The sequence below is a fragment of the Streptomyces sp. NPDC005648 genome, assembly GCF_040605395.1.
In the GTDB taxonomy this organism is placed as follows: domain Bacteria; phylum Actinomycetota; class Actinomycetes; order Streptomycetales; family Streptomycetaceae; genus Streptomyces.
In genome coordinates, this window is the sequence record NZ_JBEXCS010000034.1 from 19171 (window position 1) to 45897 (window position 26727).

General features: G+C 69.8%; 18 protein-coding genes. 2 read left to right on the top strand and 16 right to left on the bottom strand.

Features of this window, described 5'->3' with window-relative positions:
* Window positions 1-53: 53 nt before the first annotated feature.
* From ABZT17_RS20735 to ABZT17_RS20770, 8 genes are all read right to left on the bottom strand, one after another.
* Window positions 54-1757, bottom strand: coding sequence for a proline--tRNA ligase (locus ABZT17_RS20735; RefSeq protein ID WP_356350855.1), 1704 nt, complete (start codon window positions 1755-1757; stop codon window positions 54-56).
* Window positions 1758-1830: 73 nt separating this feature from the next.
* Window positions 1831-2400 carry a GNAT family N-acetyltransferase gene (locus tag ABZT17_RS20740; RefSeq protein WP_356350856.1) on the bottom strand — a complete coding sequence of 190 codons (570 nt, stop codon included), beginning with the start codon at window positions 2398-2400 and terminating at the stop codon, window positions 1831-1833.
* Between the two features lie 54 nt (window positions 2401-2454).
* Entirely contained in the window at window positions 2455-3303 is an 849-nt protein-coding gene (locus ABZT17_RS20745) for a GNAT family N-acetyltransferase (RefSeq protein ID WP_356350858.1), read from the bottom strand.
* A gap of 97 nt (window positions 3304-3400) precedes the next feature.
* Window positions 3401-5182, bottom strand: a complete 1782-nt coding sequence (locus ABZT17_RS20750; RefSeq protein WP_356350860.1) for an alpha-L-fucosidase — start codon at window positions 5180-5182, stop codon at window positions 3401-3403.
* 327 nt (window positions 5183-5509) lie between these two features.
* A complete protein-coding gene (gene ispG / locus ABZT17_RS20755; protein ID WP_356350861.1) occupies window positions 5510-6667 on the bottom strand; it encodes a flavodoxin-dependent (E)-4-hydroxy-3-methylbut-2-enyl-diphosphate synthase in 1158 nt (385 codons plus the stop codon).
* A gap of 168 nt (window positions 6668-6835) precedes the next feature.
* Window positions 6836-8128 carry a site-2 protease family protein gene (locus ABZT17_RS20760; RefSeq protein WP_356350923.1) on the bottom strand — a complete coding sequence of 431 codons (1293 nt, stop codon included), beginning with the start codon at window positions 8126-8128 and terminating at the stop codon, window positions 6836-6838.
* 8 nt (window positions 8129-8136) lie between these two features.
* Window positions 8137-9405 (bottom strand): 1-deoxy-D-xylulose-5-phosphate reductoisomerase, encoded by a 1269-nt coding sequence (gene dxr, locus ABZT17_RS20765; RefSeq protein ID WP_356350862.1) that lies wholly within the window; start codon window positions 9403-9405, stop codon window positions 8137-8139.
* Window positions 9406-9500: 95 nt separating this feature from the next.
* Window positions 9501-11444, bottom strand: coding sequence for an acyl-CoA dehydrogenase family protein (locus tag ABZT17_RS20770; RefSeq protein WP_356350863.1), 1944 nt, complete (start codon window positions 11442-11444; stop codon window positions 9501-9503).
* Between the two features lie 306 nt (window positions 11445-11750).
* On the opposite strand from ABZT17_RS20770, the gene ABZT17_RS20775 reads away from it, so the two are divergent.
* Together ABZT17_RS20775 and ABZT17_RS20780 are read left to right on the top strand one after the other, a co-directional pair.
* Window positions 11751-12767, top strand: a complete 1017-nt coding sequence (locus ABZT17_RS20775; protein WP_356350864.1) for a LacI family DNA-binding transcriptional regulator — start codon at window positions 11751-11753, stop codon at window positions 12765-12767.
* A gap of 133 nt (window positions 12768-12900) precedes the next feature.
* Window positions 12901-14928 (top strand): TIM-barrel domain-containing protein, encoded by a 2028-nt coding sequence (locus ABZT17_RS20780; RefSeq protein ID WP_356350924.1) that lies wholly within the window; start codon window positions 12901-12903, stop codon window positions 14926-14928.
* 51 nt (window positions 14929-14979) lie between these two features.
* Here the strand turns inward: ABZT17_RS20780 and ABZT17_RS20785 are convergent, their stop codons facing one another.
* From ABZT17_RS20785 to ABZT17_RS20820, 8 genes are all read right to left on the bottom strand, one after another.
* Window positions 14980-15549: a chorismate mutase gene (locus ABZT17_RS20785; protein WP_356350865.1), complete on the bottom strand. Its 570-nt coding sequence runs from the start codon at window positions 15547-15549 to the stop codon at window positions 14980-14982.
* A gap of 35 nt (window positions 15550-15584) precedes the next feature.
* Window positions 15585-16301, bottom strand: a complete 717-nt coding sequence (locus ABZT17_RS20790) for a hypothetical protein (RefSeq protein WP_356350866.1) — start codon at window positions 16299-16301, stop codon at window positions 15585-15587.
* A 38-nt stretch (window positions 16302-16339) separates the two neighbouring features.
* Entirely contained in the window at window positions 16340-18586 is a 2247-nt protein-coding gene (locus ABZT17_RS20795) for a glycoside hydrolase N-terminal domain-containing protein (RefSeq protein WP_356350867.1), read from the bottom strand.
* Window positions 18583-20553, bottom strand: coding sequence for a beta-galactosidase (locus ABZT17_RS20800; protein WP_356350868.1), 1971 nt, complete (start codon window positions 20551-20553; stop codon window positions 18583-18585). The genes ABZT17_RS20795 and ABZT17_RS20800 overlap by 4 nt, the downstream gene beginning before the upstream one ends.
* Window positions 20553-22769: a 1,4-beta-glucanase gene (locus ABZT17_RS20805; RefSeq protein ID WP_356350869.1), complete on the bottom strand. Its 2217-nt coding sequence runs from the start codon at window positions 22767-22769 to the stop codon at window positions 20553-20555. Before ABZT17_RS20805 ends, ABZT17_RS20800 begins: the two co-directional genes overlap by 1 nt.
* 124 nt (window positions 22770-22893) lie before the next feature.
* The gene (locus ABZT17_RS20810; protein WP_356350870.1) at window positions 22894-23844 is read right to left on the bottom strand and encodes a carbohydrate ABC transporter permease; all 951 of its coding nucleotides are present in this window, start codon (window positions 23842-23844) and stop codon (window positions 22894-22896) included.
* Window positions 23841-24875 (bottom strand): ABC transporter permease subunit, encoded by a 1035-nt coding sequence (locus ABZT17_RS20815; protein ID WP_356350871.1) that lies wholly within the window; start codon window positions 24873-24875, stop codon window positions 23841-23843. The genes ABZT17_RS20810 and ABZT17_RS20815 overlap by 4 nt, the downstream gene beginning before the upstream one ends.
* A 28-nt stretch (window positions 24876-24903) precedes the next feature.
* On the bottom strand, window positions 24904-26607 hold the full coding sequence (locus ABZT17_RS20820; RefSeq protein ID WP_356350872.1) for an extracellular solute-binding protein: 1704 nt from the start codon (window positions 26605-26607) through the stop codon (window positions 24904-24906).
* Window positions 26608-26727 lie beyond the last annotated feature (120 nt).

Below are 26727 nucleotides of genomic sequence, written 5' to 3' on the forward strand. Positions count from 1 at the left end.
AGAGACGTACCTGAGGACTTCCTTTAAGCGGTCGGGCTGTCGGGGTCGGGCGGTCAGGCCGTCAGGCGGGCGATCGCCTCGTCCACCGTCAGCTCCTCGCGCTCGCCCGTCCTGCGGTCCTTGAGCTCCAGGACGCCCTCGGCGGCACGACGGCCCGCGACCAGGATCTTCGGTACGCCGATGAGCTCGGAGTCGGTGAACTTCACCCCCGGTGAGACCCCGGCCCGGTCGTCGACCAGGACCCGGAGGCCGGCCGCGCGCAGCTTCTCGGAGACCTCCAGGGCCAGCTCGGTCTGGAGGGCCTTGCCCGCGGCGACCACGTGCACGTCGGCCGGGGCGACCTCGGCCGGCCAGCACAGGCCCTGCTCGTCGGCGGTCTGCTCGGCGAGGGCGGCGACGGCGCGGGAGACCCCGATGCCGTAGGAGCCCATGGTGACGCGGACCGGCTTGCCGTTCTGGCCGAGGACGTCGAGCTTGAGGGCGTCGGCGTACTTGCGGCCGAGCTGGAAGATGTGGCCGATCTCGATGGCGCGGTCCAGCCTGAGGCCGGTGCCGCACTTCGGGCACGGGTCGCCCTCCTGCACGACCACCACGTCGACGTACTCGTCGACCTGGAAGTCACGGCCGGCGACGACGTTCTTGGCGTGGGTGTGCGCCTTGTTGGCACCGGTGATCCAGGCGGTGCCCGGGGCCACGCGCGGGTCGGCGATGTAGGTGACCTTCTCGCCCCGGCCCTGCGGGCCGACATAGCCGCGCACCAGGTCCGGGCGGCCCGCGAAGTCGGCCTCCGTCACCATCTCGACGACGGCCGGGGCGAAGTGCGCCTCGACCTTGCCCATGTCGACCTCGCGGTCGCCCGGCACCCCCACGGCGACGATCTCGCCGTCGACCTTCACGAGGAGGTTCTTGAGGGTGTCGGAGGCCTCGACGCCGAGGTGGGCGGCGAGGGTCTCGATGGTCGGGGTGTCCGGGGTCGGGATCTCTTCGAGAGCGGGGACCGAGGCGCCGTCCACCGGCTTCAACTCATAGGTGATCGCCTCGGTGTTGGCGGCGAAGTCGCAGTTCGGACAGTCGGCGAAGGTGTCCTCGCCGGCCTCCGCCGGGGCGAGGAACTCCTCCGACTTGGAGCCGCCCATGGCGCCCGCGGTGGCGGCGCAGATGCGGTAGTCGAGGCCGAGGCGCTCGAAGACGCGCTGGTAGGCCTGGCGGTGCAGGGCGTAGGACTGGGCGAGGCCCTCGTCCGCGGTGTCGAAGGAGTACGAGTCCTTCATCAGGAACTCGCGGCCGCGCAGGATGCCGGCCCGCGGGCGGGCCTCGTCGCGGTACTTGTGCTGGATCTGGTAGAGGATGACCGGCAGGTCCTTGTAGGAGGAGGCCTGGTCCTTCACGAGGAGGGTGAAGATCTCCTCGTGGGTCGGGCCGAGGAGGTAGTCGCCGCCCTTGCGGTCCTGGAGGCGGAACAGCTCGGCGCCGTACTCGTCCCAGCGGCCGGTCGCCTCGTACGGCTCCCTCGGCAGCAGGGCGGGGAGCAGCACCTCCTGGGCGCCGATCGCGTCCATCTCCTCACGGACGATGCGCTCGACGTTGGCGAGGACCTTCTTGCCGAGGGGCAGCCAGGACCAGATGCCGGCCGCCGTACGACGGACGTAGCCGGCGCGGACGAGGAGCTTGTGGCTGAGGACCTCGGCGTCCGCCGGGTCGTCGCGCAGCGTCTTCGCCATCAACTGGGACATGCGCTGGACCGGTGCGTTGGCCATGGTTCTCGTACTCCTGCCGGGAAACGGTGATGGCTAGGAGGTTAGCCGGGCTTGCCGCGCCGGTGGAAATCGGTTAACGGCGGCGCAGCGGAAGGGGGGCGCCCATCACGGCGTACGGCTTCGGGGCGCTGGGGAAGAGGACCTGGCGGGCCAGGTCCTGGTAGCCGAGGGAGTGGTAGAGGCCGCGGGCCGGGCTGTCGGTGTCGATCGCGGAGAGGATCGAGCGGGGTTCGGTGGCGCCGTCGGTGATCGTGGTGATCAGGGAGCGGCCGATGCCGTGGTTCTGGTGGTGCGGGTGGACATGCAGCTCCGTGATCACGAAGGAGTTGTCGAGCCAGTCGTCGTGGCCCCGGGCGCGGAGGTAGGGCTCGACGACGGTGGACCACCAGTGGGTGCGGTCGTTGGGCATGCCGTAGACGAATCCGACCAGGTCGCCGCGGAGGGTCGCGCCGAGGGCGCGGGCACCGGCCTGGGTCATGTGGCGCAGCACGATCTGACGGCGGACGGCGACCTCGTCGGCGCCCAGGCCGAACGCCACGGCCTGCACCGCGAGGGCCTCGTCCACCCGGGCGGAGAGATCCAGCGGGCCGATCACGACGTCGTCGGGCTGATGGCGAGGACCGTGACCGGGAAAGTGCAGCATGCCGGGGAGACTACAGGTCGCTCACCGGGGTCGGAGCAACCCTGTGAACAGCGACTAGAACAGAACGCTGGTGAACGCGCCGACCTCCTGGAAGCCCACCCTCCGGTAGGTCCTCCTGGCCGGGGTGTTGAAGTCGTTGACATACAGGCTCACCACCGGGGCCACGTCGGCCAGCGCGTACCGCAGGACCGCCGCCATGCCCGGTGCCGCCACTCCCCTGCCCCGGTACTCGGGGGCCACCCAGACGCCCTGGATCTGGCAGGCCTGCGGGGTCGCGGCGCCGATCTCCGCCTTGAAGACGACCTTGCCGTTCTCGTCGAGACGGGCGAAGGAGCGGCCGGAGCCGACGAGTTCGGCGACCCGAGCCTGATAGAGGAGCCCTCCGTCGCCCGCCAGCGGCGAGACGCCCACCTCCTCGGTGAACATCGCCACACACGCCGGCATGATCGTCTCCATCTCGTCCTTGCGGATACGGCGGACGTACGGGTCCGGGGCGATGGTGTCGGGCATGCGGTCGGTGACCATGAGGGGCTGGTGGGAGCGGACCTCGCGGGCGGGGCCCCAGCTGGGTTCCAGGAGGCGCCAGAGCTGGGTGGTGGGTTCGGCGGGGCCGACGATGGAGGAGCAGCGGCGGCCGGCACGCCGGGCCCGGTCGGCGAAGGCGCGGACGGCGCGCGGGGTGGCGCAGATGGGGACCAGGTTGGCGCCGGCGTAGCAGAGGGAGGTGAGCATGCCCTCCTCGTAGAAGCCCCACATCTCGCCGCCGAGCCGCCATGGGTCGAGGCCCGCGACCTGGACCCGGGAGGTCACGAAGGCGTTCACGACCGGCTCGCGGTCGAGGACGGCGAGCGCGGCGTCCAGGTCGCTCGGTTCGAGCACCCGTGAGGTGGTCTGCGTCAACACGTGCGGGGCCTCACCCTGAGGTTCTGCTGATCTCCGCACTGTACCTGCCGAATTTGTGCCGCGCCGCCCCGTGCGGCGACGCGGCAGGGCCGGTGCGTCAGCCGTGGCTCGTGGGATGGCCGTATCCGACCCGTATCTCGTCGATCCGCAGCTGCCGGTAGAACGCGGGCACGGTGGGCGCGCCCCAGGTGGTGGAGACGTCGAGCCGGAGGTAGCGGGTGCGGAGGCGGTCGGGCAGGTCGATGAAACGGACGCCCCGCGCACTTTCCAGGACACCGGCCCGCACCTGGCTCCACGTCGTCCCGTCGTCACTCACGGACACCGTGTAGTCCTTGATCCGCGCGGAGTCCTCCTTCCTGCCGAAGGTCTCCCTGTTGTACGTCGGCGACCACTCGCGCTGGTTGACCCCGAGGAAGGCCACCCTGCGGACACGGCCCAGGTCGAGGGTGTAACCGGCGGGCAGGACACCCTTGTTGTCGGTGTACGTGGTGAAGTCGCCGTCGCCGAGGGCGGGTTCGGAGGCCTTGACGGTGCCGACGGGGTAGACACCCTGGCGCCTCGGCTCGGTGCGCACCTTGAAGACGGTGTCGTACGGGTCCCAGTCGGCGATGCCCTTGACCGTGAGGGTGCCGTCGCGCTGGTCGAAGTGGAGGCGCCGGCCGGTGCGGAGGTCGGTGACCCCGTCGACCCGGTAGCCGTTGTCACGGACGCGGACCTGGTCACCCGTGGTGGGCCGGGTGGTGACATGGATGTACTGGGTGGTGCCGGGCCGCGCACGGCTGACGGTGATGTATCCGTACGCCCCGTCGTTCCAACTGCCGGGCTGCATACCGCCGTACATGAAGCCGCCGCCGTACACCCCGTGCAGGGACTGCCAGATGGGCGGGAGGTAGTCCTTCATCAGGTCGAGGAACCGCTCCTGCTGGGGCGGGAAGCGGCCGTTCACCATGGCGGTGAAGTTCATCAGGGAGAGGATGGAGTTGCCGGCGTTGGCGATGTAGCGGTCGACGTTGAGGCCGGTGGACACCGGGCGGTCCTGGCCGTCGTACCACCAGCTGCCCGTGTCGGGGACCTTGTAGCAGGACTCGGTCAGACGCGGCATGGGGGTCCAGATCGCCGACGGCTGGTCGTACGGCGGGGTCATGCCGACCTTCTGCTCATGGGACACCATGTCCATGATCGGGGTGTCCTCGTTGTTGTTGCTGAGGGTCATGTCGGGGCGCAGCTGCCGTATCTGCTCGTAGAGCTGGTGCTGCTCCCAGTACTCGTTGTCGTTGTCGATCCAGAACCCGGACAGTTTCGGGTAGTTGTGCATGACCTCGAAGAAGTTGTCGTACGAGAACTCCCCGAAGCCCTCGCGGGTGGTGAGGTCGACGTCGTGGCCCTTGTAGGCGGAGTAGGCGGCGGAGTCGAGTGTCTCCACGCCCTGCTCGTCGTACCATTTGGGGTCGTCGGTCATATAGAGGATGACCTTGATGCCCTTGGCGTCGGCGGCCTTGATCAGCTCGCCCAGGATGTCCCTCCCGGTCGAGCACGAGCCGGGGATCCTCGACGGCCAGGGGCGGGCGTATCCGAGCCGGGAGTGGAAGGTGGCGAGCACGATGTAGCTCGCGCGGATCTTGCGGGCCTCGTCGACCCAGTAACCCGGGTCCCAGCCACCGGCGGTGACGTCCTTCTCCCAGGAGGCGCAGTCGAGATGCCTGGGCGCGGTGAACATGCCCCAGTGCAGGAACATGCCGGCGGTGGCGTTACGGAGGGTGGCCTGGCGGGGCGGCTGGGCGGGGGAGGGCGCCGTCGCCCTCGCGTGGGCGGCGGGGGCGGTGGCGAGCAGCAGGGCGAGGAGGGCGGTCCACAGGGCGAGCAGTCTGCGGCGTCTCATACGGTCACCTTGGTCATCCGACGTATTCACGGTACGTACGTATCGCTCGGGACGAGAGTGCAGTTGCGGCCCACAACTTCCCGCCATACATCGGATCTGTCAAGGGAACTGGACGCCTAGACAGGGCGGGCGGTCGAGAGAGGTCGAACCGCCACGCGCAGCCGAGGGACTCCCTTCCCTCGCTGCGCCTCGGTGTCCGCCTTCCTTCCGTGCCGCGATCCGCCATCGCGTGCCTGGAGGCCGGAGCCCGAAGGCTGGACCCGGCGCACCCCAAGAAGCCCCCGCCCCGGGGAACCCGCCGATCCCGGCCGCCCCGACCGCGGAGCGCTATTCGGCCACCGACACCGACGGCTCGCCCGAGGGGATGCCGGCCGCTTCCATCTGTTCGGCCAGTTTCATGGCCTCCTCGATGAGGGTTTCCACGATCTTGGACTCGGGGACGGTCTTGATGACCTCGCCCTTGACGAAGATCTGGCCCTTGCCGTTGCCGGAGGCGACGCCGAGGTCGGCCTCGCGGGCCTCGCCCGGGCCGTTGACGACACAGCCCATGACGGCGACCCGGAGCGGGACCTCCATGCCCGTGAGACCGGCGGTGACCTCCTCGGCGAGCTTGTAGACGTCGACCTGGGCGCGGCCGCAGGACGGGCAGGAGACGATCTCCAGGCCACGCTGCTTGAGGTTCAGGGACTCCAGGATCTGGTTGCCGACCTTGACCTCCTCGACCGGCGGGGCCGAGAGGGAGACCCGGATCGTGTCACCGATGCCCTGGGAGAGAAGGGCGCCGAAGGCGACCGCCGACTTGATCGTGCCCTGGAAGGCGGGACCGGCCTCGGTCACCCCGAGGTGCAGCGGGTACTCGCACTGGGCGGCGAGCTGCCGGTACGCCTCGATCATCACGACGGGGTCGTTGTGCTTGACGGAGATCTTGATGTCCCGGAAGTCGTGCTCCTCGAAGAGGGACGCCTCCCAGAGGGCGGACTCGACCAGGGCCTCGGGGGTCGCCTTGCCGTACTTCTGGAGCAGGCGGCGGTCCAGCGAACCGGCGTTGACGCCGATCCGGATCGGCGTGCCGTGGTCCTTGGCGGCGCGCGCGATCTCCTTGACCTTGTCGTCGAACTGCTTGATGTTGCCGGGGTTGACGCGGACCGCGGCGCAGCCGGCCTCGATGGCCGCGAAGACGTACTTGGGCTGGAAGTGGATGTCGGCGATGACCGGGATCTGCGACTTGCGGGCGATCGTCGCGAGCGCGTCCGCGTCGTCCTGCGTGGGGCACGCCACCCGCACGATCTGGCAGCCGGACGCCGTCAGCTCGGCGATCTGCTGGAGCGTCGCGCCGATGTCGGAGGTACGGGTCGTGGTCATCGACTGCACGGACACCGGGGCGTCGCCGCCCACCGCCACGGACCCGACCTGGATCTGCCGGCTCCTGCGCCGCTCGGCGATCTTGGTCGGAACGGACGGCATGCCGAGAGAAATCGCAGTCATCTGCTGTGCAACCCCAAGTCGTGGATCAAGGTCCGGTCCCGGAACAACGGGCTCCAGGCTTCGAGATTACGGCACGCGCGCAGGCCCGAGCACATCCCGCTCCCAAACGCACTCGAACGAAGGCGGCCCGGAACCGATGGCTCCGGGCCGCCCGCGAACTCCTCATGGCTAGGTGATTTTCACCGGGTTGACGACGTCCGCGACCAGGACGAGAAGGGTGAAGCAGACGAAGATCCCCGCCACCACATAAGCCACCGGCATCAGCTTCGCCACGTCGAAGGGGCCCGGGTCCGGGCGCTTCAGGAGGCGGGCCAGGTTGCGCCGCAGGGACTCCCACAGGGCGCCCGCGATGTGGCCGCCGTCCAGGGGGAGCAGCGGGAGCATGTTGAAGAGGAACAGGGAGAGGTTGAAGCCGGCGACCAGCATCACGAACATCGCCAGTTGCTGGGTGGCCGGGACGTCCAGGGTGAAGATCTCGCCGCCGACGCGGGCCGCGCCGACCACGCCCATCGGGGAGTCGGGGGCGCGTTTGCCGCCGTCGAAGGCCGCGTCCCAGAGGCCGGGGATCTTGCCGGGCAGGCTCGCGATGGAGTCGACGGCGTCGCCCACCCGGTCGCCCATCCATGTCACCGACTGGCCGAAGTCCTGCTGGACGATGCCGGTGGCCGCGCTGAAGCCGAGGAAGCCCGCCTTGACGTACTGCCCCTGGACGATCTGGCCGCTGGAGTCCTTCTTGGCAACCTGGTTGGTGGCGATCGTGGCGTGGAGGGTGACCTCCTCGCCCTTGCGGTCGACGATGATCGGGACCGCCTTGCCGGGGGTGGAGCGGATCAGGTCGGAGAGCCTGTTCCAGTCGTCCGTACGGACGCCGTCGAAGGAGACGATCTTGTCACCGGCCTTCAGACCGGCCGCCGCGGCCGGTGCCGCCGGGTCGCCCTTCTTGCAGGTGTCCCGGTTCTGGCTCTGCGCGATCACGCACTGGGAGACGGAGCTGACCGTCGTCGTCTGCTGGGAGATGCCGAAGCCCATCAGGACCGTGAGGAACAGCGCCACGGCCAGGATCAGGTTCATGAACGGGCCCGCGAACATCACGATGACCCGCTTCCACGGGGCGCGGGTGTAGAAGAGACGCGTCTCGTCGCCGGGCTTGAGCTCCTCGAAGGCCGCCGAGCGGGCGTCCTCGATCATGCCGCGCCAGGGCGAGGTGGAGCGCGCGGTGATCTTGCCGTCGTCGCCGGGCGGGAACATGCCGATCATGCGGATGTAGCCGCCGAACGGGATGGCCTTGAACCCGTACTCGGTCTCGCCCCTCTTCCGCGACCAGATCGTCGGCCCGAAGCCGACCATGTACTGGGGCACGCGGATACCGAAGAGCTTGGCCGTGGACAGGTGCCCCAGCTCGTGCCACGCGATCGAGACCAGCAGACCGAACGCGAAGACGACTATGCCGAGGATCATCATCAAGGTCGTCATGCACGCGCCTCCGCGGTCGCCTTCGTCGTCTGCGCTGTCAGCTCACGGGCCCGGGCCCTCGCCCAGGTCTCCGCTTCGAGGACGTCCGACACGGTCAGTGAGGTTCCCGTACCCGGTGTGCCGTGCTCCTCGACCACCCGGGTGACGGTCTCCATGATCCCGTTGAAGGGCAGCGCCCCGCTGCGGAACGCCTCCACGCACTCCTCGTTGGCCGCATTGAACACCGCGGGGGCGGTGCCCGCGAGCTCACCCACGTGCCTCGCGAGGTCGACCGAGGGGAACGCGTCATTGTCGAGCGGGAAGAACTCCCACGTCGACGCCTTGCTCCAGTCGAAGGCCGGTGCCGCGTCCGGGACGCGCTCGGGCCAGCCGAGGCCGATGGCGATCGGCCCGCGCATGTCGGGGGGCGTCGCCTGGGCGATGGTGGATCCGTCCGTGAACTCAATCATCGAGTGGACATACGACTGAGGGTGTACGACCACCTCAATGCGGCTGAAGGGAATGTCGTAGAGGAGGTGCGCCTCGATCACTTCCAGGCCCTTGTTCACCAGGGTCGCCGAGTTGATCGTGATCACCGGGCCCATGGCCCAGGTGGGGTGCGCGAGCGCGTCCTCGACGGTCACCTGCGCCAGCTCCGCCTTCGTACGGCCGCGGAACGGTCCGCCGGACGCCGTCACCACCAGCTTCCGTACGTCCGCCCGGGTACCGGCCGCGAGCGACTGGAACAGCGCCGCGTGCTCGGAGTCGACCGGGATGATCTGCCCCGGCTTGGCGAGCGCCTTGACCAGCGGGCCGCCGACGATGAGGGACTCCTTGTTGGCGAGCGCGAGGGTGCGGCCCGCCTCCAGGGCGGCGAGGGTCGGGGCGAGCCCGATGGAGCCGGTGATGCCGTTCAGGACGGTGTGACAGTCCCAGGCGGCGAGCCGGGTCGCCGCGTCGGGTCCGGCCAGGATCTCGGGCAGCGGCTCCCCCGCGCCGTACCGGCTCGTCAGCGCCTCGCGCAGCTGCGGTACGACGTCCTCGCGGGCGACCGCGACGGCCTGTACCCGCAGCCGGTGCGCCTGCTCGGCGAGGAGGGCGACCCGGCCGCCGTTGGCGGAGAGCGCGGTCACCCGGAAGCGCTCGGGGTTGCGCAGCACCAGGTCGATGGCCTGGGTGCCGATCGACCCGGTGGAGCCGAGGATCACCACGTCCTTGGGACCGCTGCCCGCCACGGGGTCGTAGACGAGATGCGGGTCGGCGAGGGGTGCTGGACTGTCGCTCATCCCTCCATTGTGGCCGTAAGGACGGTGTGTGAGGACAGCGCGTCCCCCTCGTCCCCCGGAAGGGGGGCGGCGGGGGACGCGCCGGTGTTCGCCGGTCAGCTGATCGGCCGGTGCACGTTCTCCTTCTCCGACGGCCCCGGTGTCGCGTCCGCGATCCACGGGCCCTCGCCCGACGGGTCGACGATGCCCTCCTCCAGCCAGGTGTAGGTGCCGGACATGACGCCCTTGACGAGCTTGCGGTCGAGGTCGTCGGTGTTGGTCCACAGCCGGTTGAAGAGTTCCTCGACGCGGATGCGGGCCTGGCGGCAGAAGACGTCGGCGAGCTGGTAGGCCTCGCGCCCGTGGTTGCCCTGGCCGCGCAGGAGTTCGGCGCGGACGCAGGCCGCGCTCATGGCGAACAGCTCGGCGCCGATGTCGACGATCCGGCCCAGGAAGCCCTGCTTGGTCTCCATCTTCCCCTGCCAGCGGGACATGGCGTAGAAGGTGGAGCGGGCGAGCTTGCGGGCGTGCCGCTCTACGTAGCGCAGATGCGGGGAGAGGTCGACCTCGTGTTTGAACTCGCTGTAGGAGACCGGGAGTTGACCCGGTCCGGCGACGAGCTTCGGCAGCCACTTGGCGTAGAAGACACCCGCGTTCGCGCCCGCCTTCGCCTTGTCCTGCAAGGACTTCTCGGGGTCGATCAGATCGCCGGCCACCGACAGGTGCGCGTCCACCGCCTCGCGGGCGATCAGCAGGTGCATGATCTCCGTCGAGCCCTCGAAGATGCGGTTGATACGGAGGTCGCGCAGCACCTGTTCGGCGGGGACCGCGCGTTCCCCGCGGGCGGCGAGGGAGGCGGCCGTCTCGAAGCCGCGGCCGCCGCGGATCTGGACCAGCTCGTCGGCGATCAGCCAGCCCATCTCGGAGGCGTAGAGCTTGGCGAGCGCGCCCTCGATGCGGATGTCGTTGCGGTTCTCGTCCGCCATCTGCGAGGAGAGGTCGAGGACCGCCTCCAGGGCGAAGGTGGTGGCGGCGATGAAGGAGATCTTCTGGCCGACCGCCTCGTGGTGGGCGACCGGCTTGCCCCACTGCTCGCGCGCCGCCGACCACTCACGGGCGATCTTCAGGCACCACTTGCCGGCCGCGACGCAGGAGGCGGGCAGGGAGAGGCGGCCGGTGTTGAGGGTGGTCAGCGCGATCTTCAGGCCGGCGCCCTCGGGACCGATGCGGTTCGCCGCCGGGACCCGGACCTGGTGGAAGCGGGTGACGCCGTTCTCGATGCCGCGCAGGCCCATGAAGGCGTTGCGGTTCTCGACGGTGATGCCGGGCGAGTTGGTCTCGACGACGAACGCGGTGATGCCGCCCTTGTGGCCCTCGCTCTTCGGGACGCGGGCCATCACGACGAGGAGGTCGGCGACCACGCCGTTGGTGGTCCACAGCTTCACCCCGTCGAGGACGTAGTCGTCCCCGTCCGGCACGGCGGAGGTGGCGAGACGGGCCGGGTCCGAGCCGACGTCCGGCTCGGTGAGCAGGAACGCGCTGATGTCGGTGCGGGCGCACCTCGGCAGGAACTGCTCCTTCTGCTCCTGGGTGCCGAACAGCTTCAGCGGCTGCGGTACGCCGATCGACTGATGCGCGGACAGCAGCACACCGATCGCCGGGGAGGCGGAACCGGCCAGGGCGAGCGCCTTGTTGTAGTACACCTGGGTGAGGCCGAGGCCGCCGTACTTGGTGTCGATCTTCATGCCGAGGGCGCCGATCTCCTTGAGGCCGTCGATGACCTCGTCGGGGATGCGGGCCTCGCGCTCGATCAGCGCGCCGTCGACCTTGGTCTCGCAGAAGTCGCGGAGCTTGGCGAGGAACTCCTCGCCGCGCTGTACGGCCTCCGTGGGCGGAGTGGGGTGCGGATGGACCAGGTCGAGCCGGAAGCGGCCGAGGAACAGTTCCTTGGCGAAGCTGGGCTTGCGCCACTCCTGCTCCCGGGCCGCCTCCGCGACCTCGCGGGCCTCACGTTCGGAGACGGTAGGGCGTCCAGCAGAGTCGGTTGGGCTGGCGGACATGAGGCTCACCTCGCCGCGAATCGGGATCATGGACCGTAATTGGTTACCGACGGGTGCTACCCGATCGTATGTACCCGATCCCGGGCGAGCCCACCACCCTTCATGCAGCCGTTCGGCCGATGTTGCGCCGCGGGGGCCCCTCGGGGGACGGTTCGTCCACGACCCCTCCGGCCCAGAAAAGCTGTCGAAGCGCTTCGACATACTATGGACACCCGCCCTCGCCAGAGCTAGTGTCGAACCACCCTCACACCCACCCCTGTACGTCATGCGCACTGTCGAAGCGCTTCACACCGCTGGGAGAGCTGGATGGTCACCCTCGCCGAGGTCGCCCAGCACGCCGGAGTCTCGGCAAGCACGGTGAGCTATGTCCTCAGTGGCAAGCGGTCCATCTCGACGACCACCAGGCAGCGGGTCGAGGAGTCCATCCGCGAGCTGGGCTACCACCCGAACGCGGGTGCCCGCGCGCTGGCCAGCAGCCGGTCGAACATCATCGCGCTGATGGTCCCCCTGCGCACCGACATGTACGTGCCGGTGATGATGGAGATCGCCATCGCGGTGGCCACCACGGCCCGGACGCACGGCTACGACGTCCTGCTGCTGACCGGCGAGGAGGGTCCGGACGCCGTGCGCCGGGTCACCGGCAGCGGACTCGCCGACGCCATGATCCTGATGGACGTCGAGCTCGACGACGAGCGGCTGCCCCTGCTGCGCGGCACGGACCAGCCGTCGGTCCTGATCGGGCTGCCCGCCGACACCACCGGCCTGACCTGCGTCGACCTGGACTTCAGGGCGACGGGCGCCCTGTGTGTGGAGCACCTCGCGATGCTCGGTCACCGCGACATCGCCGTCATAGGGGAGGCACCCGCCGTCTACGAACGGCACACCGGTTTCGCCGAGCGCACCCTCGACGGACTGCGCTCCCGCGCCCAGGAGTTGGGCGTACGGCTGCTGCACCGGCCGTGCGAGGGCGGGTACGACGCGATGGCCGTCACGCTCGCCCGCATCCTCGACGAGCGGCCGGGCACCTCGGGGTTCGTCGTACAGAACGAGTCGGCGGTGGAGCCGCTGCTCGCCCTGCTGCGCCAGCAGGGCCGTGCCGTGCCCGAGGACGTGTCGGTGGTGGCGATCTGCCCGGAGCAGGTCGCCGTGCAGGCCTCGGTGCGGCTGACGTCCGTCGCCATCCCGGCGCAGGAGATGGGCCGGTACGCCGTGGAACACCTGGTCGCCAAGCTCGACGGTCGCGGCACGGACGAAGTCGTGCTCATCGCACCGGAGTTGACGCCGCGGACCAGCACGGGCCCGGCGCCTTCCCGCACTTCCTGACCCCGCTCTTCGGGTGCCCCGACGGGCACCTCTCGTCCTTTCGGGAGCACCCTTCGTGAACCAGCCTGCCGAAAACCCGTCTGCCGGAAACCAGCCTGCCGGAAACCCGTCTGCCGGAGACCCGTCTGCCGAGATCCGGTCCCAGGTCAGCCTCGCGCAGTCGTCCCCCACCGTCGGCACCTTCCGTGAGCGGGACGGCGCGCTGGAGTGGAGCGGCCGCCAGGAGACCCTCCGTGTCGAGCCGTGGGGTCCGGACGCGGTCCGGGTGCGGGCCAGGCTCGGCGGCCCCGTTCTCGACGGGCTCCCCGGCGCCCTCCTCGACCGGGCGCCGGCCACCGAGAGCAGCATCAAGATCGGTGACGGAGAAGGGCAGTTGACCGTCGGCGCGCTCACCGTCGAGGTGAGCGCCGAGGGTCTGATCCGCTTTCTGCGCACCCAGGACGGCAGCGAGGTGCTGGCGGAGGAGCGCGCCCACTTCTGGTGGCCGGGCTCACGGCTGTACACCGCCGTCGGCAACGGCCATCACCGGCTGGAACAGCGCTTCGCCGCCTACGACGACGAGAAGCTGTTCGGTCTGGGCCAGCACCAGCACGGCCGCTTCGACCAGAAGGGCCTGGTCCTGGACCTGGTGCAGCGCAACGCCGAGGTCGGCATCCCGGTGCTGTCGTCGAGCCGCGGCTACACGCTGCTCTGGAACAACCCGGCGATCGGCCGGGTGGAGCTGGCGGCGAACGGGACCCGGTGGGTGGCCGACTCCGCCCGCCAGATCGACTACTGGATCACCGCGGGCACCCCGGCCGACGGGCAGCGCCGCTACAGCGCGGTGACGGGCCGTACGCCGATGCTGCCGGAGTGGGCGGCGGGGTTCTGGCAGTGCAAGCTGCGCTATCGCACCCAGGAGGAACTCCTCGCGGTGGCCCGGGAGTACAAGCGGCGCGGACTCCCCCTCTCGGCGATCGTCTGCGACTTCTTCCACTGGACGCATCTGGGTGAGTGGAAGTTCGACCTGGACGAGTGGCCCGACCCGGCGGCGATGGTCCGTGAACTGGAGGAGCTGGGCGTCAAGTTGGTGGTCAGCGTCTGGCCTTCGGTGTCACCGCTGAGCGAGAACCACCCGGTGATGGAACAGCGCGGGTACTTCATCGGCACGCAGTACGGGCCGATGGCCCACGCGGACTGGCCGGACAAGGGGGTCTCGTCGACGGTCCAGGTGGCGTTCTACGACGCGACGAACCCGGAGGCCCGGGACTTCGTGTGGTCCAAGGTGCGGGACAACTACCTTGTCCCGTACGGCATCTCGGCCTTCTGGCTGGACGCCTGCGAGCCGGAGCTGAAGCCCGGCTTCCAGGAGAACCTGCGGTACTGGGCGGGGCCCGGGCTGGAGGTCGGCAACATCTACCCGGCCGAGAACTCCCGCACCTTCCACGAGGGTCTGCGCGCCGAGGGCGAGGAGGTCATCACCCTCAACCGGTCGGCGTGGGCGGGGAGTCAGCGCTACGGCGCCGCGCTGTGGTCGGGAGACATCGGCACCGACTTCCCGACGCTGCGGCGGCAGATCGCGGCCGGACTCAACACCGCGCTGTCCGGGATCCCCTGGTGGAACACGGACATCGGCGGCTTCCACGGGGGCGACCCGGACGATCCGGCGTACCAGGAGGTCATGGTCCGGTGGTTCCAGTTCGGGGCGTTGTCGCCGCTGATGCGGCTGCACGGCTTCCGGGACCCGGGGATGCCGCTCGGTCCGGCGATGACCGGTGGACCGAACGAGGTGTGGTCGTACGGCGAGGAGGCGTACGGCGTGCTGGAGAAGTACCTGCGGCTGCGGGAGCGGCTCAGGCCGTATGTGCTGGAGGTCATGCGGGAGGCGCACGAGGAGGGGCTGCCGGTGATGCGGCCGCTGTTCCTGGAGTTCCCCGAGGACCAGGCGGCCTGGGCCGTCGACGACGCGTATCTGTTCGGGCGGGATCTGCTGGTGGCGCCGGTGCTGACCGCCGGGGCGACGGCCCGGACGACGTATCTGCCGGCGGGCGCGTCGTGGACTGACGCGTGGACCGGGGAGATGTACGAGGGTGGGGCCGCGGTGACCGTGGACGCGCCGCTGGATCGGATTCCGTTGTTTCTGCGGGACGGCAGGCGCTTGCCCGTCGGGGTGACGGAGTAGGGCACAGCGCGACCGGTTCCCCGTTCGCGAGGGGAACCGGTCGTCTTTCGCTCAGTTACGGCAGACCGAGGCCAGGGAGCGGATCAGGGCCTTGGTGTGCAGATGGTCCGGGTGCTTCTCGTGGTGGACCTCGATGACGGCGACGGCGAGTTCGGGATCGCAGGTGGGGGCCGTGCGCTCGGGCGTGGTGTCGGCCAGGGACTGGACCAGGTCCGTGTTGATGCGGTTGATCGTCTGGCGGACGACGTTCAGGTCGGGCTTGGTGGTGGGGGCTTTCTCGGGATGGGCCGTCCACTCGGCGAACAGGGCCCGCTGGACGAGCTTGTTGGCCTCGATCTGGTCGCGGAAGACGCGGCGGATCTCGTCGGGGTCGGCGCCGATCTGCCGGGCCTGGGCGGCGACCGTGTCGAGGACCTGCTGTTCGCGGGCCGGGTCGTCGATGGGGCTGTCCGTGCCCCACTTGGCGGCGGCGACCAGGTCGGCCGTGGCGAGGCGGTCGGCGGCGAGGGAGGCGACGGGCTGGAGGGGGGATGTCCACGGTGCCGCCGTCGCGGTGCCCGGCAGGGCGAGCAGTGCGGCGGCGGCGATCGCGGTGATGCCGAGGGGGGTGGGGATTCGCATGGGGGTATGAAACCCCACCCCGGTTAACGCCTCGGTCAACTGCTGCTGACACTTTCGCTGTTGACGGCGAAGTCCAGTCCGCCGGACGAGGACGTGATCTCGAAGCCGAACTGGAAGTCCCCGATCGTCACATTGCCGAACCAGCCCTTGGTGTCCTTGATCCACTTCAGGATCGGCAGCACATTGACCGTGCCGGAGCTGGAGTTGGACGTGCGGACGAACGAGAACACGTCGTTGGAGCCGTTGTTGCCCTTGTAGACGGTCCAGGAGTGGCCGCCCAGGGTGAGGCTCCCCTGCGAGGTGCCGAGCGGACCGACGGCTCCGGTCTTGTTCATCCAGAGCATGATCTCGTACTTGTAGCCGGTGTCCCAGATGTCGTACGACGTGTTGTACGCGCCGGACGACGGGACGGAGACGTTGTAGCTGCTGGAGAGCGAACCGAGCGAGGTGATCGACTTGTTGATCACCTTCTTGGCGTTGGGGTAGGACTTGATGCCGCCGGTGTTGGGGTGGTTGGCGTTGACGCCCCAGTTGGTGCCGGAGTTGGCCCAGATGCACTGGGCGCCGGCGCCGGAGCCCCAGATGTTGTTGTAGAGGGTGTAGCCGTTCAGGGTGGTGTTGCCGTACTGGGCGCAGGAGCTCCAGACGGCGGCCGAGGCGGGGGCGGAGGCGAGGCCGACGGTGGCGCCGAGGGCCATCGCCGGGGCCAGCACGGCCATGGTGATCCGCTGCTTCCGGGTGTGTGTTGCCATGGTGTCCCTTCCATGGGTGGGGGGAATTGCGGGGGTGGCTACCACGCCCCCAGGGTGAGGACGTGGTCTTCTCCGGCGACCAGGTCGATCGGCAGGGCGCCGGAGGAAGTACGGAGGTCGACGCGGTGGGTCCGGGTGGGGCGGATCACCACCGTGGTCTCGTCTGGGTTCCAGGTGAGATCGACATCCGCCCCGAAGCGGGTGCGGACACAGTGGAGTCGACCGGTCGGGTACGCCGCCGGGAGCGCCGGCAGCAGGACCAGCCGGTCGGGTGTGGACTGCACGAGCATCTCGACGAGCACGGCGGGCAGGGTGTGTGCCGCGTCGGCGTTGTAGACGTCACGGTCGGGGTAGTGGGCGCTCATCAGGGAGGTGTGGAAGAAGTCGCCCTCGAGCACCTGGCCGAGGGCGTGCGCGACCCGTTCGCCGTCGCGCAGCCGGGCCGCGACCAGGGCGTGGTGCAGATGCCCGTGGGCCGAGTCGTTCTCGGCGCCGCGCAGTTCGAGGGCCCGGTGGGCTGCGGCGGCGAGTTCCGGGGTGTCGTACGGGTTGATCTCGTCGAGCGGCCAGACACCGTAGAGATGGCTGAGATGGCGGTGGTCGTAGGTGTCCTCCAGGCCTGGCCAGGCCCATTCGGCCAGCGCGCCGTCGGGGTTGATCCGGTGCGGGGGCAGCCGGTCCGCGAGCGCGCGCCAGCGGTCCGCGTCGGGGGTGTCCGGGCGGTAGCCGGCGGCGGTCAGCAGCGCGTGCCGGGCGGCCGAGAGGTCCATCGCCGCGTTGATCGCACCCCAACTGGCGTTCGCGGGACGGTTCTCGGGCGAGTAGGAGGGGACGACCACCAGTCGGCCGTCCGGGTCCGTACGGCTGAGGAAGTCCTCGTAGAACAGGGCGACTCGGGCGAGGGCGTCGGCCGTACGGGGGTCGTGCTCGCCGCGGGTCTCGTCATGGTCGACGAGCGGCTTGAGCAGCCAGTCGGCGCCCGCCGTCCACAGGTGGAGCGGGTACTCCCGGCTGAAGTGGTACGACAGCCCGGACTCGCCGTCGGTGTGGGCCGGGGCGACGACTCCACGGGCGCCGAAGACCGTGCGCGCGTTCTCGGCCCAGTCGTCGAGCTGACGGTGGATCAAGGCTGCCAGGGACGCGGTCACTTCGGGGAGGGCGGTCGCCGCGGGGGACGCCGTCTGGAGGTTGAGGTTGGCGTCGTTGGTGAAGGCGCCGGACCAGGCGGTGTTCCAGTCGCCGGTCCACAGACCGGTGAGACGGGGCGGGTTGACGCCGCTCGCGGAGAGCAGGTGGTAGCGGCCGGCGGCGAACAGGCGCTCCAGGAGGGCGGGGCTCTCCGGGTGCTTCTCCAGCAACTCGGAGCCGGGAAGGGCACGTTGGACCGGGTCGGCGTCGAGGTCGAGGGTCACCCGCTCGTAGGCGGTGCGATGGAGAGCGGTGTGCCGGGCCAGCAGCCGGTCGTACGACTCCTCGCCCGGCACCCCTCCCGGCTCCGCGCCGCTCGCGGCCAGTTGGCGCAGGGCGTCGCCGTGGGCGGTCGTGTCCAGCTCGCCGGTGTGGCGCAGGACGCGGGTGAGGAGGAGCACGGAGTCGGCGCCGGTGACCTCGAGGCCCGGCGGTGTGAGGGCCGCCCGGCCGCCGGTGACCACGACGAGGGTCAGGCCGGTGTAGGCGGTGTCGCTGTCGGGGTAGCGGACGCGCAGGGTGAGCAGGGCGCCCTCGGGGGTGAGGACGGCGCCGTCACCGACGGCGAGACCCGTGGGGGCGTTCGAAAGCCGGTGGTCCAGGGCGATGTGCAGGTGGGCGGCGGTGACCCGCTGGACGATCACGTCGTCGGCGCGGGAGACGAAGACACGGCTGGTCCAGCCTTCGCAGCCCTCCCGTACGACACCGGTGGCGAAGTCGACGGACCGGCGGTAGCAGTGCGGTTCCTCGCCGGGGGCCCTGCGCAGGCGTACCTGGAAAGCGGGATGGAAGGGCTGCACCCACTGCAGGTCGCGGCCGTCGGTGAAGGTCTCGGCGGCATACGGTTCGCCGGCCAGCAACTGGTCCTGCAACGAGGACAGTCGGTCGGCGAGCCGGGGCGGGCGGGCGCTCTCGCCGCCGTTGGGGCGGACCAGGGTGTGGTGGGTGACGACGACCCGCTCGTCGTCCGGTCCGCCGAACACGAGGGCGCCGTGGTGGCCGTTGCCGCTCAGGAAACCGTCCTCCCAGCGGGCGGCGGGGGCGGGTTCCCAGGTGCCGTGGACGACGGGGGCGGGGCTGTGCGCGGGGTTGTTCATGAGCGCAACACCACCACGCCGTACCGGTCGAGGGTGAGCCGCCCCGCCACAACCGTGTCCGTCAGCAGATCACGACGGCTGCCCGGCACCTCCACGGTGACCGGCTCGCGCCCGTGGTTGAGGACGAAGAGCAGGTCACCACGGCGGACCGCCTCGACCTGGTCGGGCAGACCGGGCAGGACGGGACGGACGCCGGCCTCGGCGGCGATCCCGGCGAGGAGGGCGCACAGGGCGTCCGGCTCGGGAAGCGTGGAGAGATACCAGGCCCCTCCCCTGCGCAGTACGGCGGGCAGTCCGTCGAGCTCGCCGCCCTTGTAGAGGACCTCCGCCGAGGCTTCCTCGTCCTTCTCGATCTCCTCCGACCACAGGGTCCCGAGGAAATCGTCGGTCTCGACGTACTCGTCCTCGTCCAGCGGCCACCACTCGTGCAGGGTGCGGATGCCGAACAGGTCGCGCAGCCGCGCGTCCATGCCGCCGGTGCGCACCCGGTCGTCCTCGTCGGCGATGCCGGTCAGGAAGCCGCTGACGAGGGTGCCGCCGCCGCGCACATATGCGACGAGGTTGTCGATCGCCGCGTCCGTGAGGAGGTACGACTGCGGGACGACGACCAGCCGGTAGCCGGTGAGGTCGTGCTCGGGGTGGGCGAAGTCGGTGGTGAGGTGGGCCTGCCAGAGGGCGCGGTGCCAGGCGGTGAGGACCTGGGCGTGGTCGACGCGAGTGGAGAGGCGGCCTTCGTGGGCGCCGGCCCACCAGGAGTGCCAGTCGTGGAGGATCGCAATGTCGTTGGGCGAGTGACTGTCCGTCACCTCCGCTCCGATGCGGGCGAGTTCGGCCCCGAGCCGCTTCACCTCCTGGTACGTCCGCCCCCGCTCCCCCGCGTGGCCGACCATCCCCGAGTGGAACTTCTCGGCGCCCTGCCTCGACTGCCGCCACTGGAAGTAGCAGACGGCGTCGGCGCCACGGGCGACGGCCTGCAGGGACCAGAGCCGGTTGAGGCCACGGGGCTTGGGGTGGTTCACACCCCGCCAGTTCACCGGTCCCGCCGCCTGCTCCATGAGCATCCAGGGCCCACGGGCCTGCGAGCGGGTCATGTCCTGTACGAGAGCGCCCTGTTGGGCGCCCAGCGGGTCACGGGGGTCGGGATAGAGGTCGACGGAGACGACATCCTCCTCCTCGGCCCACCGCCAGGCGTCCTGGCCGACCCACAGCGGCATGAAGTTGGTGGTGACCGGGATGTGCGAGGGCGAGTGCCGGCGGACGATGTCACGCTCGGCGACGTAGCACTCCAGGAGCATGTCGGAGGTGAACCGTTTGAAGTCCAGCACCTGCCCGGGATTCTTCAGGTAGTGCGCGTGGCGCGGCGGCAGGATCTCCTCCCAGTCGCCGTAGCCCTGGCTCCAGAAGGCCGTGCCCCAGGCGGAGTTGAGCGCGTCGAGGCTGCCGTGTCTCTTCCGCAGCCACCCCCGGAACCGGGCGGCGGCCTCGTCGCCCCAGTCATGGGTGCAGTACTCGTTGTTGATGTGCCACATGGTGAGGGCGGGATGACCGCCGTAACGGGCGGCCAGGTCCTCGGTGATGGCGGCGGCATGGCGGCGGTACACGGCGCTGGAGTGCGAGAAGTGCTGGCGCCCGCCCCACCACTCGGTACGGCCGTCCTCGTCGCGGGGCAGGGTCTCGGGGTGCAGCCGGCCGAGCCAGGGCGGGGGCGAGGAGGTGGGCGTGGCGAGGACGACGCCGATGCCATTGCCGTGCATCAGGTCCATGAGGGTGTCGAGCCAGCCGAACTCCCGCTGACCCGGGCGGGGTTCGAGCCTGGACCAGGAGAAGACGCCGAGGGTGACGGAGTTGACCCCGGCCGCCTTCATCAACCGGACGTCCTCGTGCCAGGTCTCCTCCGGCCACTGCTCGGGGTTGTAGTCGCCGCCGAAGAGGATCCGGCCGCGGGTGGCGTCGCCGAGGCCCGGCATCAGACGGGCTCCCCGTACTGGATGCCGCGCCCGTTGGTGGCCAGGTAGACCCGCCCGTACACCCGCGGGTCGCCGGTGACGGTCTCCCCGATCCACCCCCACTGATGCCGGTCGTCGTTGACGCGTACCCAGCTCCTCGCGCCGTCGTCGGAGCGGTACACGGCGGTGATGGTCTCGGTCGAGCCGACCATGTAGAGCGCCGGGTAGTCGGCACCGTCGGCCGCCTTGCCGAAGCCGAGGGTGTACGAGGCCCAGCAGCTGGCGACCTTGGAGAAGGTGAGCCCGCCGTCCGTGGACCGGTACAGCCCGTTCCACTTGCCGGAGAGCCACAGGTCACCGGATCTGCCCGGCGCCGCGACCAGCTCGAACTGGCTGTCCCCGGCGGGCAGCCCACCGGCACGCTCCGTGAAGGAGAGTCCACTGTCAGTGCTGGCGAGTACCTTTCCCGTATCGGTGTCGTACGCGTAGAAGAGCGTCGGGTCGGCCGGGTCGGCGACCGGCGTGGCGCCCTTCGGGAAGGAGGAGATCTCGGTCCAGGTGGCCCCGCCGTCGACGGACCGGTGGGCGGCGTACTTGGTGCCGTCCCAGTGCACGAAGGACCACAGCAGCACGGTGCCGTCGGCGTTGACGGCGATCGGCCCCGGAGCGTCCTTGGCGATGGCGGGCTGACCCGCGAAGGGCGTCCAGGTTCGTCCACCGTCGTTCGAGTAAGCCCCGTTGCCGTGGTCGCCGAACCCGGTCCGCACGACATACGCCGGTCTGCCGGCGGCCTGCGCGAGTCCCGTCGCCGACCCGAACACGGGATTCGCCGCCATGCCGCGGGAGGGCGAGGCGGTGAGCCGCTCGTGGTACATCACGCCGACGTCCCCGAGCCCGCTGATCAGGTGCGCCCGACCGACCGGCGGCGAGATCAGCAGGCGTACGGAGGTCTCCTCCAGACCGCGGATCTCCGGGGCCCAGTGCGTGAGGTCGCGGGTGGCGTAGAGGGTGGCGCCGGTCCCGTACACGATGTGCCGGGAGTCGTACGGGTCGACGGCGACGGCCTGGATCCACCAGCCGAACTTGGGCCGGTCGGCGCCGAAGGTGAGGAACGGCGTCTCGGACACGTCGAGGACCGCGGTGTCCTTCAGGGACGTCCAGGTGCGGCCGCCGTCCGTGGTGCGGTACAGGGTGTCGACGGCCGCCCAGCGGTCGTTGGTGGAGACGACCACGGTGCCCGGCCGGCGGGCGTCGACGGCGACCCCGCCGTACCCGAAGGTGTCGGCGGAGCCCTCGTCCGTGGTCCCGCCGGGCCGCACCGGCGTGACCTCGGTCCATCCGCCGGTGGGCACGGAGAGCTTGTGCACACTGCCGGCGGACTGCCCGTTGGGGCCGGGCGCGTCGGCGTAGGTGACGTACAGGTCGCGGGTGTGGCAGTCGTAGGCGGCGCGGATCGGCACCTTGGCGGCGGTGCCGGCGGGCTGCCCGGGCACGGCTTCCCAGGACGTCCCGTCCACGGTGCGGAACAGGTTGGCGGAGGTCCCGCCCCCGTCCCCCCACCCGGCGTAGACGGCCCGCCCGACGGCGACGAGGAGGACGACACCCTGGCCGTCGGCGCTCGGCGTGCCCGGAAAGCCGCCGGCGGCCGCCCAGGTGGCGCCCCGGTCGGTCGACCTGAGCAGCCCGTCGTGCCGGGTCCCGAGCCACAGGGTGTCGCTGTCGCGAGGGTCGACGAGCAGCCGCTCCCCGGCCCCCCGCCCGTCCTCGTTGGCCCCGAGCCTCACGTTCAGATCGGTGCGGCTCCAGGTGGCGCCCCGGTCGTCGGACCGCAGCACGGCCCCGTTGCCTGCCCAGGACTGGGCGTAGGTGCCGAGGGCGAGGTAGACCCGGTCCGGATGGGCGGGATCGACGGCGATGGCCTCGACCCCGAGCAGATTCCAGTCGTCCCAGCCGAGGTGATCGGTGAGCGGAGTCCAGCGGGCGGCGCGGTCGTCCCAGCGGTAGGCGCCGCCGATGTCGGTCCGGGCGTAGGCGAGGCCTCGGACGGACGGGTGGAAGAGCACGCCGGTGACGAATCCGGTGCCGCCGATGACGGCGTTGCGCCAGCGGTAGGCGGGGACGGCGGAAGCAACCCCAGCTGCTTGCGCGTGGCCGGGCAGAAACGGTACGGCGGCGACCGCAGCGGCAGCAGCGGCACCACCAAGAACGGCACGACGACTCAGATGGGACATGCCCATGACATACCTCGCTCTTTGATCAGGGGGTGGGGGACCTACCTCAGGGGCGCGGGGAACTGCGCGACCAGCCACTCCCGACCCGCAGCCGCCGTCGGACAACAGCCCCCACCTCAATAGGCGCCGGTCACCCCTTGACCGCGCCGGTCAGCATCCCCTTCTTGAAATGCCGCTGCACGAAAGGCGAGAGCACGGCCACCGGCAGCAGAGCCATCACCATCACCGCCATCTGGACGGCAAGCCCCGACAGCTGCCCCGTCCGGATCGCCTGCCCCAGCCCCACCGGCGCCTGCTGCTTCTGCACCAGCTGGATCATCACGTTCTGCAGCGGCATCATGTTCTGGTCGTTGAGATAGAGCGACGCGTTGAACCAGGCGCTCCAGTAGCCGACCGCGTAGAACAGGGTGATGACCGCCAGCACGGCCCGGGACAGCGGCATCACGATCTGCCACAGGATCCGGAAGTCCCCGGCCCCGTCGATCCGCGCGCTGTCGATGAGTTCCTGCGATATCCCCGTGAAGAACCCGCGCAGCACGAGGATGTTGAAGACACTGATCGCGCTCGGCAGGATCAGCGCGAGATACGAGTCCGTCAGCCCGAGCGACTGCACCAGCAGATACGTCGGGATGAGTCCGGCGCTGAAGAACATCGTCGCCAGCAGAAGCATCAGGATCCACCGGTGCCCGAGCGACCCGGTCCGCGAGAGCCCGTACGCGCACAGCACCGACACCGTCATCGAGAACAACGTGCCGACCAGCGTGATCAGCACGCTGATGATCGCGGCGCGGGTGACCTGGCCCCCGCTCAGCAGCTCCTTGTAGGCGATGAGGGTGATCCCCTTGGGCACCATCACCAGGCCGCCGGCCTCGCTGATGGTCTTCCGGGACGACAGACTGGTGACCACGACGATCCACAGCGGGAACAGGATGCCCAGACAGGCGAGTGAGAGGACCAGTCCCTTGCCTGCGAGCCCGACCTTGCCGGGCTCCTCCTCCCACACCGGGCGGGGCGGGGCCGCCCACCGTCCCCGGCCGGGGGCCGCGGGCTCGCGCGTGGGCTTGTCGATGACGGCGCTCACTTCTGGTACACCCCCTGCTCGCCCATGAGATGGGCCACCTTGTTCGCGGCGAGGACCAGTCCGATGCTGACGACGCCCTTGATGAGACCGGCGGCGGCCGCGTAGCTGAAGTCCTGGTTGCGGACGCCGTTCCACCACACGAAGGTGTCGAGCACCTCCCCGGCTCCGGGTCCCACGGCGTCGCGCTGGAGCAGGATCTGCTCGAAGCCGACGGTCAGCGCGTCGCCCACGCGCAGCACCAGCAGCAGGGCGATGACCGGCCGCAGCGCCGGCAGGGTGACGTGCCACATCCGGCGCCAGCGCCCGGCGCCGTCCATCGCGGCCGCCTCGTACAGGTCCGGCGGGACCGAGGCCAGCGCGGCGAGGAAGACGATGATCCCCCACCCGGCGTCCTTCCAGACGCTCTGCGCGGTGATGAGGAACTTGAAGGTCGACGGGTCGGTCATGATGTTCAGCCCGTCGAAGCCGTGTTGGCGCAGCAGCTGCGACAACAGCCCGGCGCCGCCGAACAGTTGCTGGAACACGGCGATGACCAGCACCCAGGAGAAGAAGTGCGGGAGGTACAGGATCGCCTGGGAGAGCGCCCTGACCCGGGGCCGGACCACGCTGTTGATGAGCAGCGCGAGCAGGATCGGGATCGGGAAGTACAGCACGAGCTGGACGAAGAACAGGACCAGTGTGTTCTGCACCGCGTTCCAGAACGCCGAGTCGGCGAAGATCTGCTGGAAGTTCTCCAGGCCCACCCAGGGGCTGTGCAGGATCGCGACGACGCCGTTGTCGCTGACGTAGGGGTCGTAGTCCTGGAAGGCGACCACGTTGCCGAGGATCGGCAGGTAGTTGAAGACCAGGAGCAGAACGACGGCGGGGACGGTCATCAGGATCAGGAGCCGGTCGCGCCGGAACCTGAGCCGGAAGGCCGGCTTGTCCGGCACCTTCTTCTCCCGGGAACCGGTGGCGCCGCCGGACGCCACCGGGGCCTTCACCGGCGTAGTGGCCTCGGCGCTGCTCCGAGGCACCGTGCTGTGGGACACGGCGGTTCTCCTTGCGTCGGTGCCGGGGTCAGCTCGCCGCCGAGCCGTTGTCGTCGAGGAGCTTCTTGTACCAGTCGCGCAGCCGGTCCCCGCCCTTCGCCTTCCAGTCGGAGATGAACTGCTGCATGTCGCTGATCTTCTTGTGCCCGCGGACGATGTCGTCCTCCAACTGCTCCATGTCGTTGGTGAGGTTGGTGAAGCGGTTGGGCTCGACGATCTGGAGGCCCCAGAAGGACGACTTCTTGGTGAAGGCGCCCATCCGCTGCTGCCACTCGACCATCCCCTTGGTGTAGTCGGGGAAGTCGGGGTGGGCGATGGTCGCGGCGGGGCTCGCGACCATGACGTAGGCGTTGGAGACCTCGTTGTTGCCCTTGTCGGTCTTGACCGGGACACCGTCCTTCAGGGTGTAGTCGGTGCCCTCGACGCCGTAGTTGGTCATCATCCACTCCTTGGTGCCGTACGGCGCCGCGGTGAGGTTGGCGACGGACAGCACGTCGTGGATGACGGACGGGGAGGCCTTCTTGTTGATGAAGGCGAAGATTCCGGCCGGGTTCGCGGCCCACAGCACGGGGTTGCCGCCGTCGTGGCCCCAGAGGTCCATGCCCCAGACCTTGAAGCCGGGGTTCTGGGCGGCCTGGATGGCCTGCTGGCCGTACCAGTTGGAGATGTCGTTGTTCCAGATCAGGAACTCGCCCGCGGCGAACTTGGAACTGGGGTCGGTGGCCTGGCTCTTGCCGAGGTAGAAGTCGGGGTGGACGTACTGGGCGGCGAACAGCTTGCGCGTCCACTCCAGCGCTTCGAGGTACTCCGGGGTCTCCATGCGGTGGGTCATCCTGCCGTCGACCATGGTCCAGCTGAGCGACTTCTCGCCGCCGCTGATCACCCCGAAGGTGTTGAAGGCGGTCCACTTCATGTCGCCGCAGGCCCACCGCTTGGCCCTGGCGTTGGTGATCTCCTTGGCCAGGGACATGAACTCGTCGGCGGACTTGGGGACTTGGTAGCCCTGCTTGTCGAAGACGTCCTGCCGGTAGAGGGGCACGATGTTCTGGACGTACGAGGCCGGCATCGGCAGGCCCATCAGCTTGCCGCCGAAGATGGACCGCTGCCAGGCGTCGGTGGGGATCGCCGCGAGGTTCGGGTAGTCCTTGACCTTGTCACCGGACAGGTACGGGCCGAGGTCGGCGAACTTGCCGATGATGGCGCTGGGTATCTTCGCGGTCATGTTCCAGCCCGGGATGACCACCACGTCCGGGATGTCGCTGGAGGCGAGGACCGCGCCGAGCTTCTGGTCGTAGGTGTTGCCGTCCTGGTTCTGCCACTGGACGTCGACGCCGATCATGGCGTTGGCCGCGGTGTAGTAGGCGCAGTTCTGCTTCGGCGGTGAGCCCCAGAACGGCGACATGATGGTGACCTTGCCGCCCTTGCCGAGCTTCTCGGGCACCGAGGTCTTGAGGGTGGCCACGTCGAGCTTGCCGGTGAAGCCCATGGACGAGCCGTTCTTCGACGGGATGTCCGGCGTCACCACGTTGCTGGCCACATGGGCCGGGAGGATCTTCTTCGCGTTCTTGCCGGACGTCGTGCCCCCGCCCGACCCGCTCTCCGAGCCCCCGCAGGCGGCAAGCAACGGCATCCCGCCCGCGACCGCCGCCGTGGCGACGGCGGTTGATGCGAGGAAGCTTCTTCGGCTCGGTCCGGAGGAGCCGGAAGCGGGGGAAGCGGCGTTCGGCGTCATTGCGTCAACCCTTCGTGGCGCACCAGGACACCCGGCGGTGGCCGTCGGCTGCGGTGTCTTGAGTGGAACTGGCTGAGCTGAAGCGGACCTCCGACGCATATCGAATGGTTCCGTAGTCGA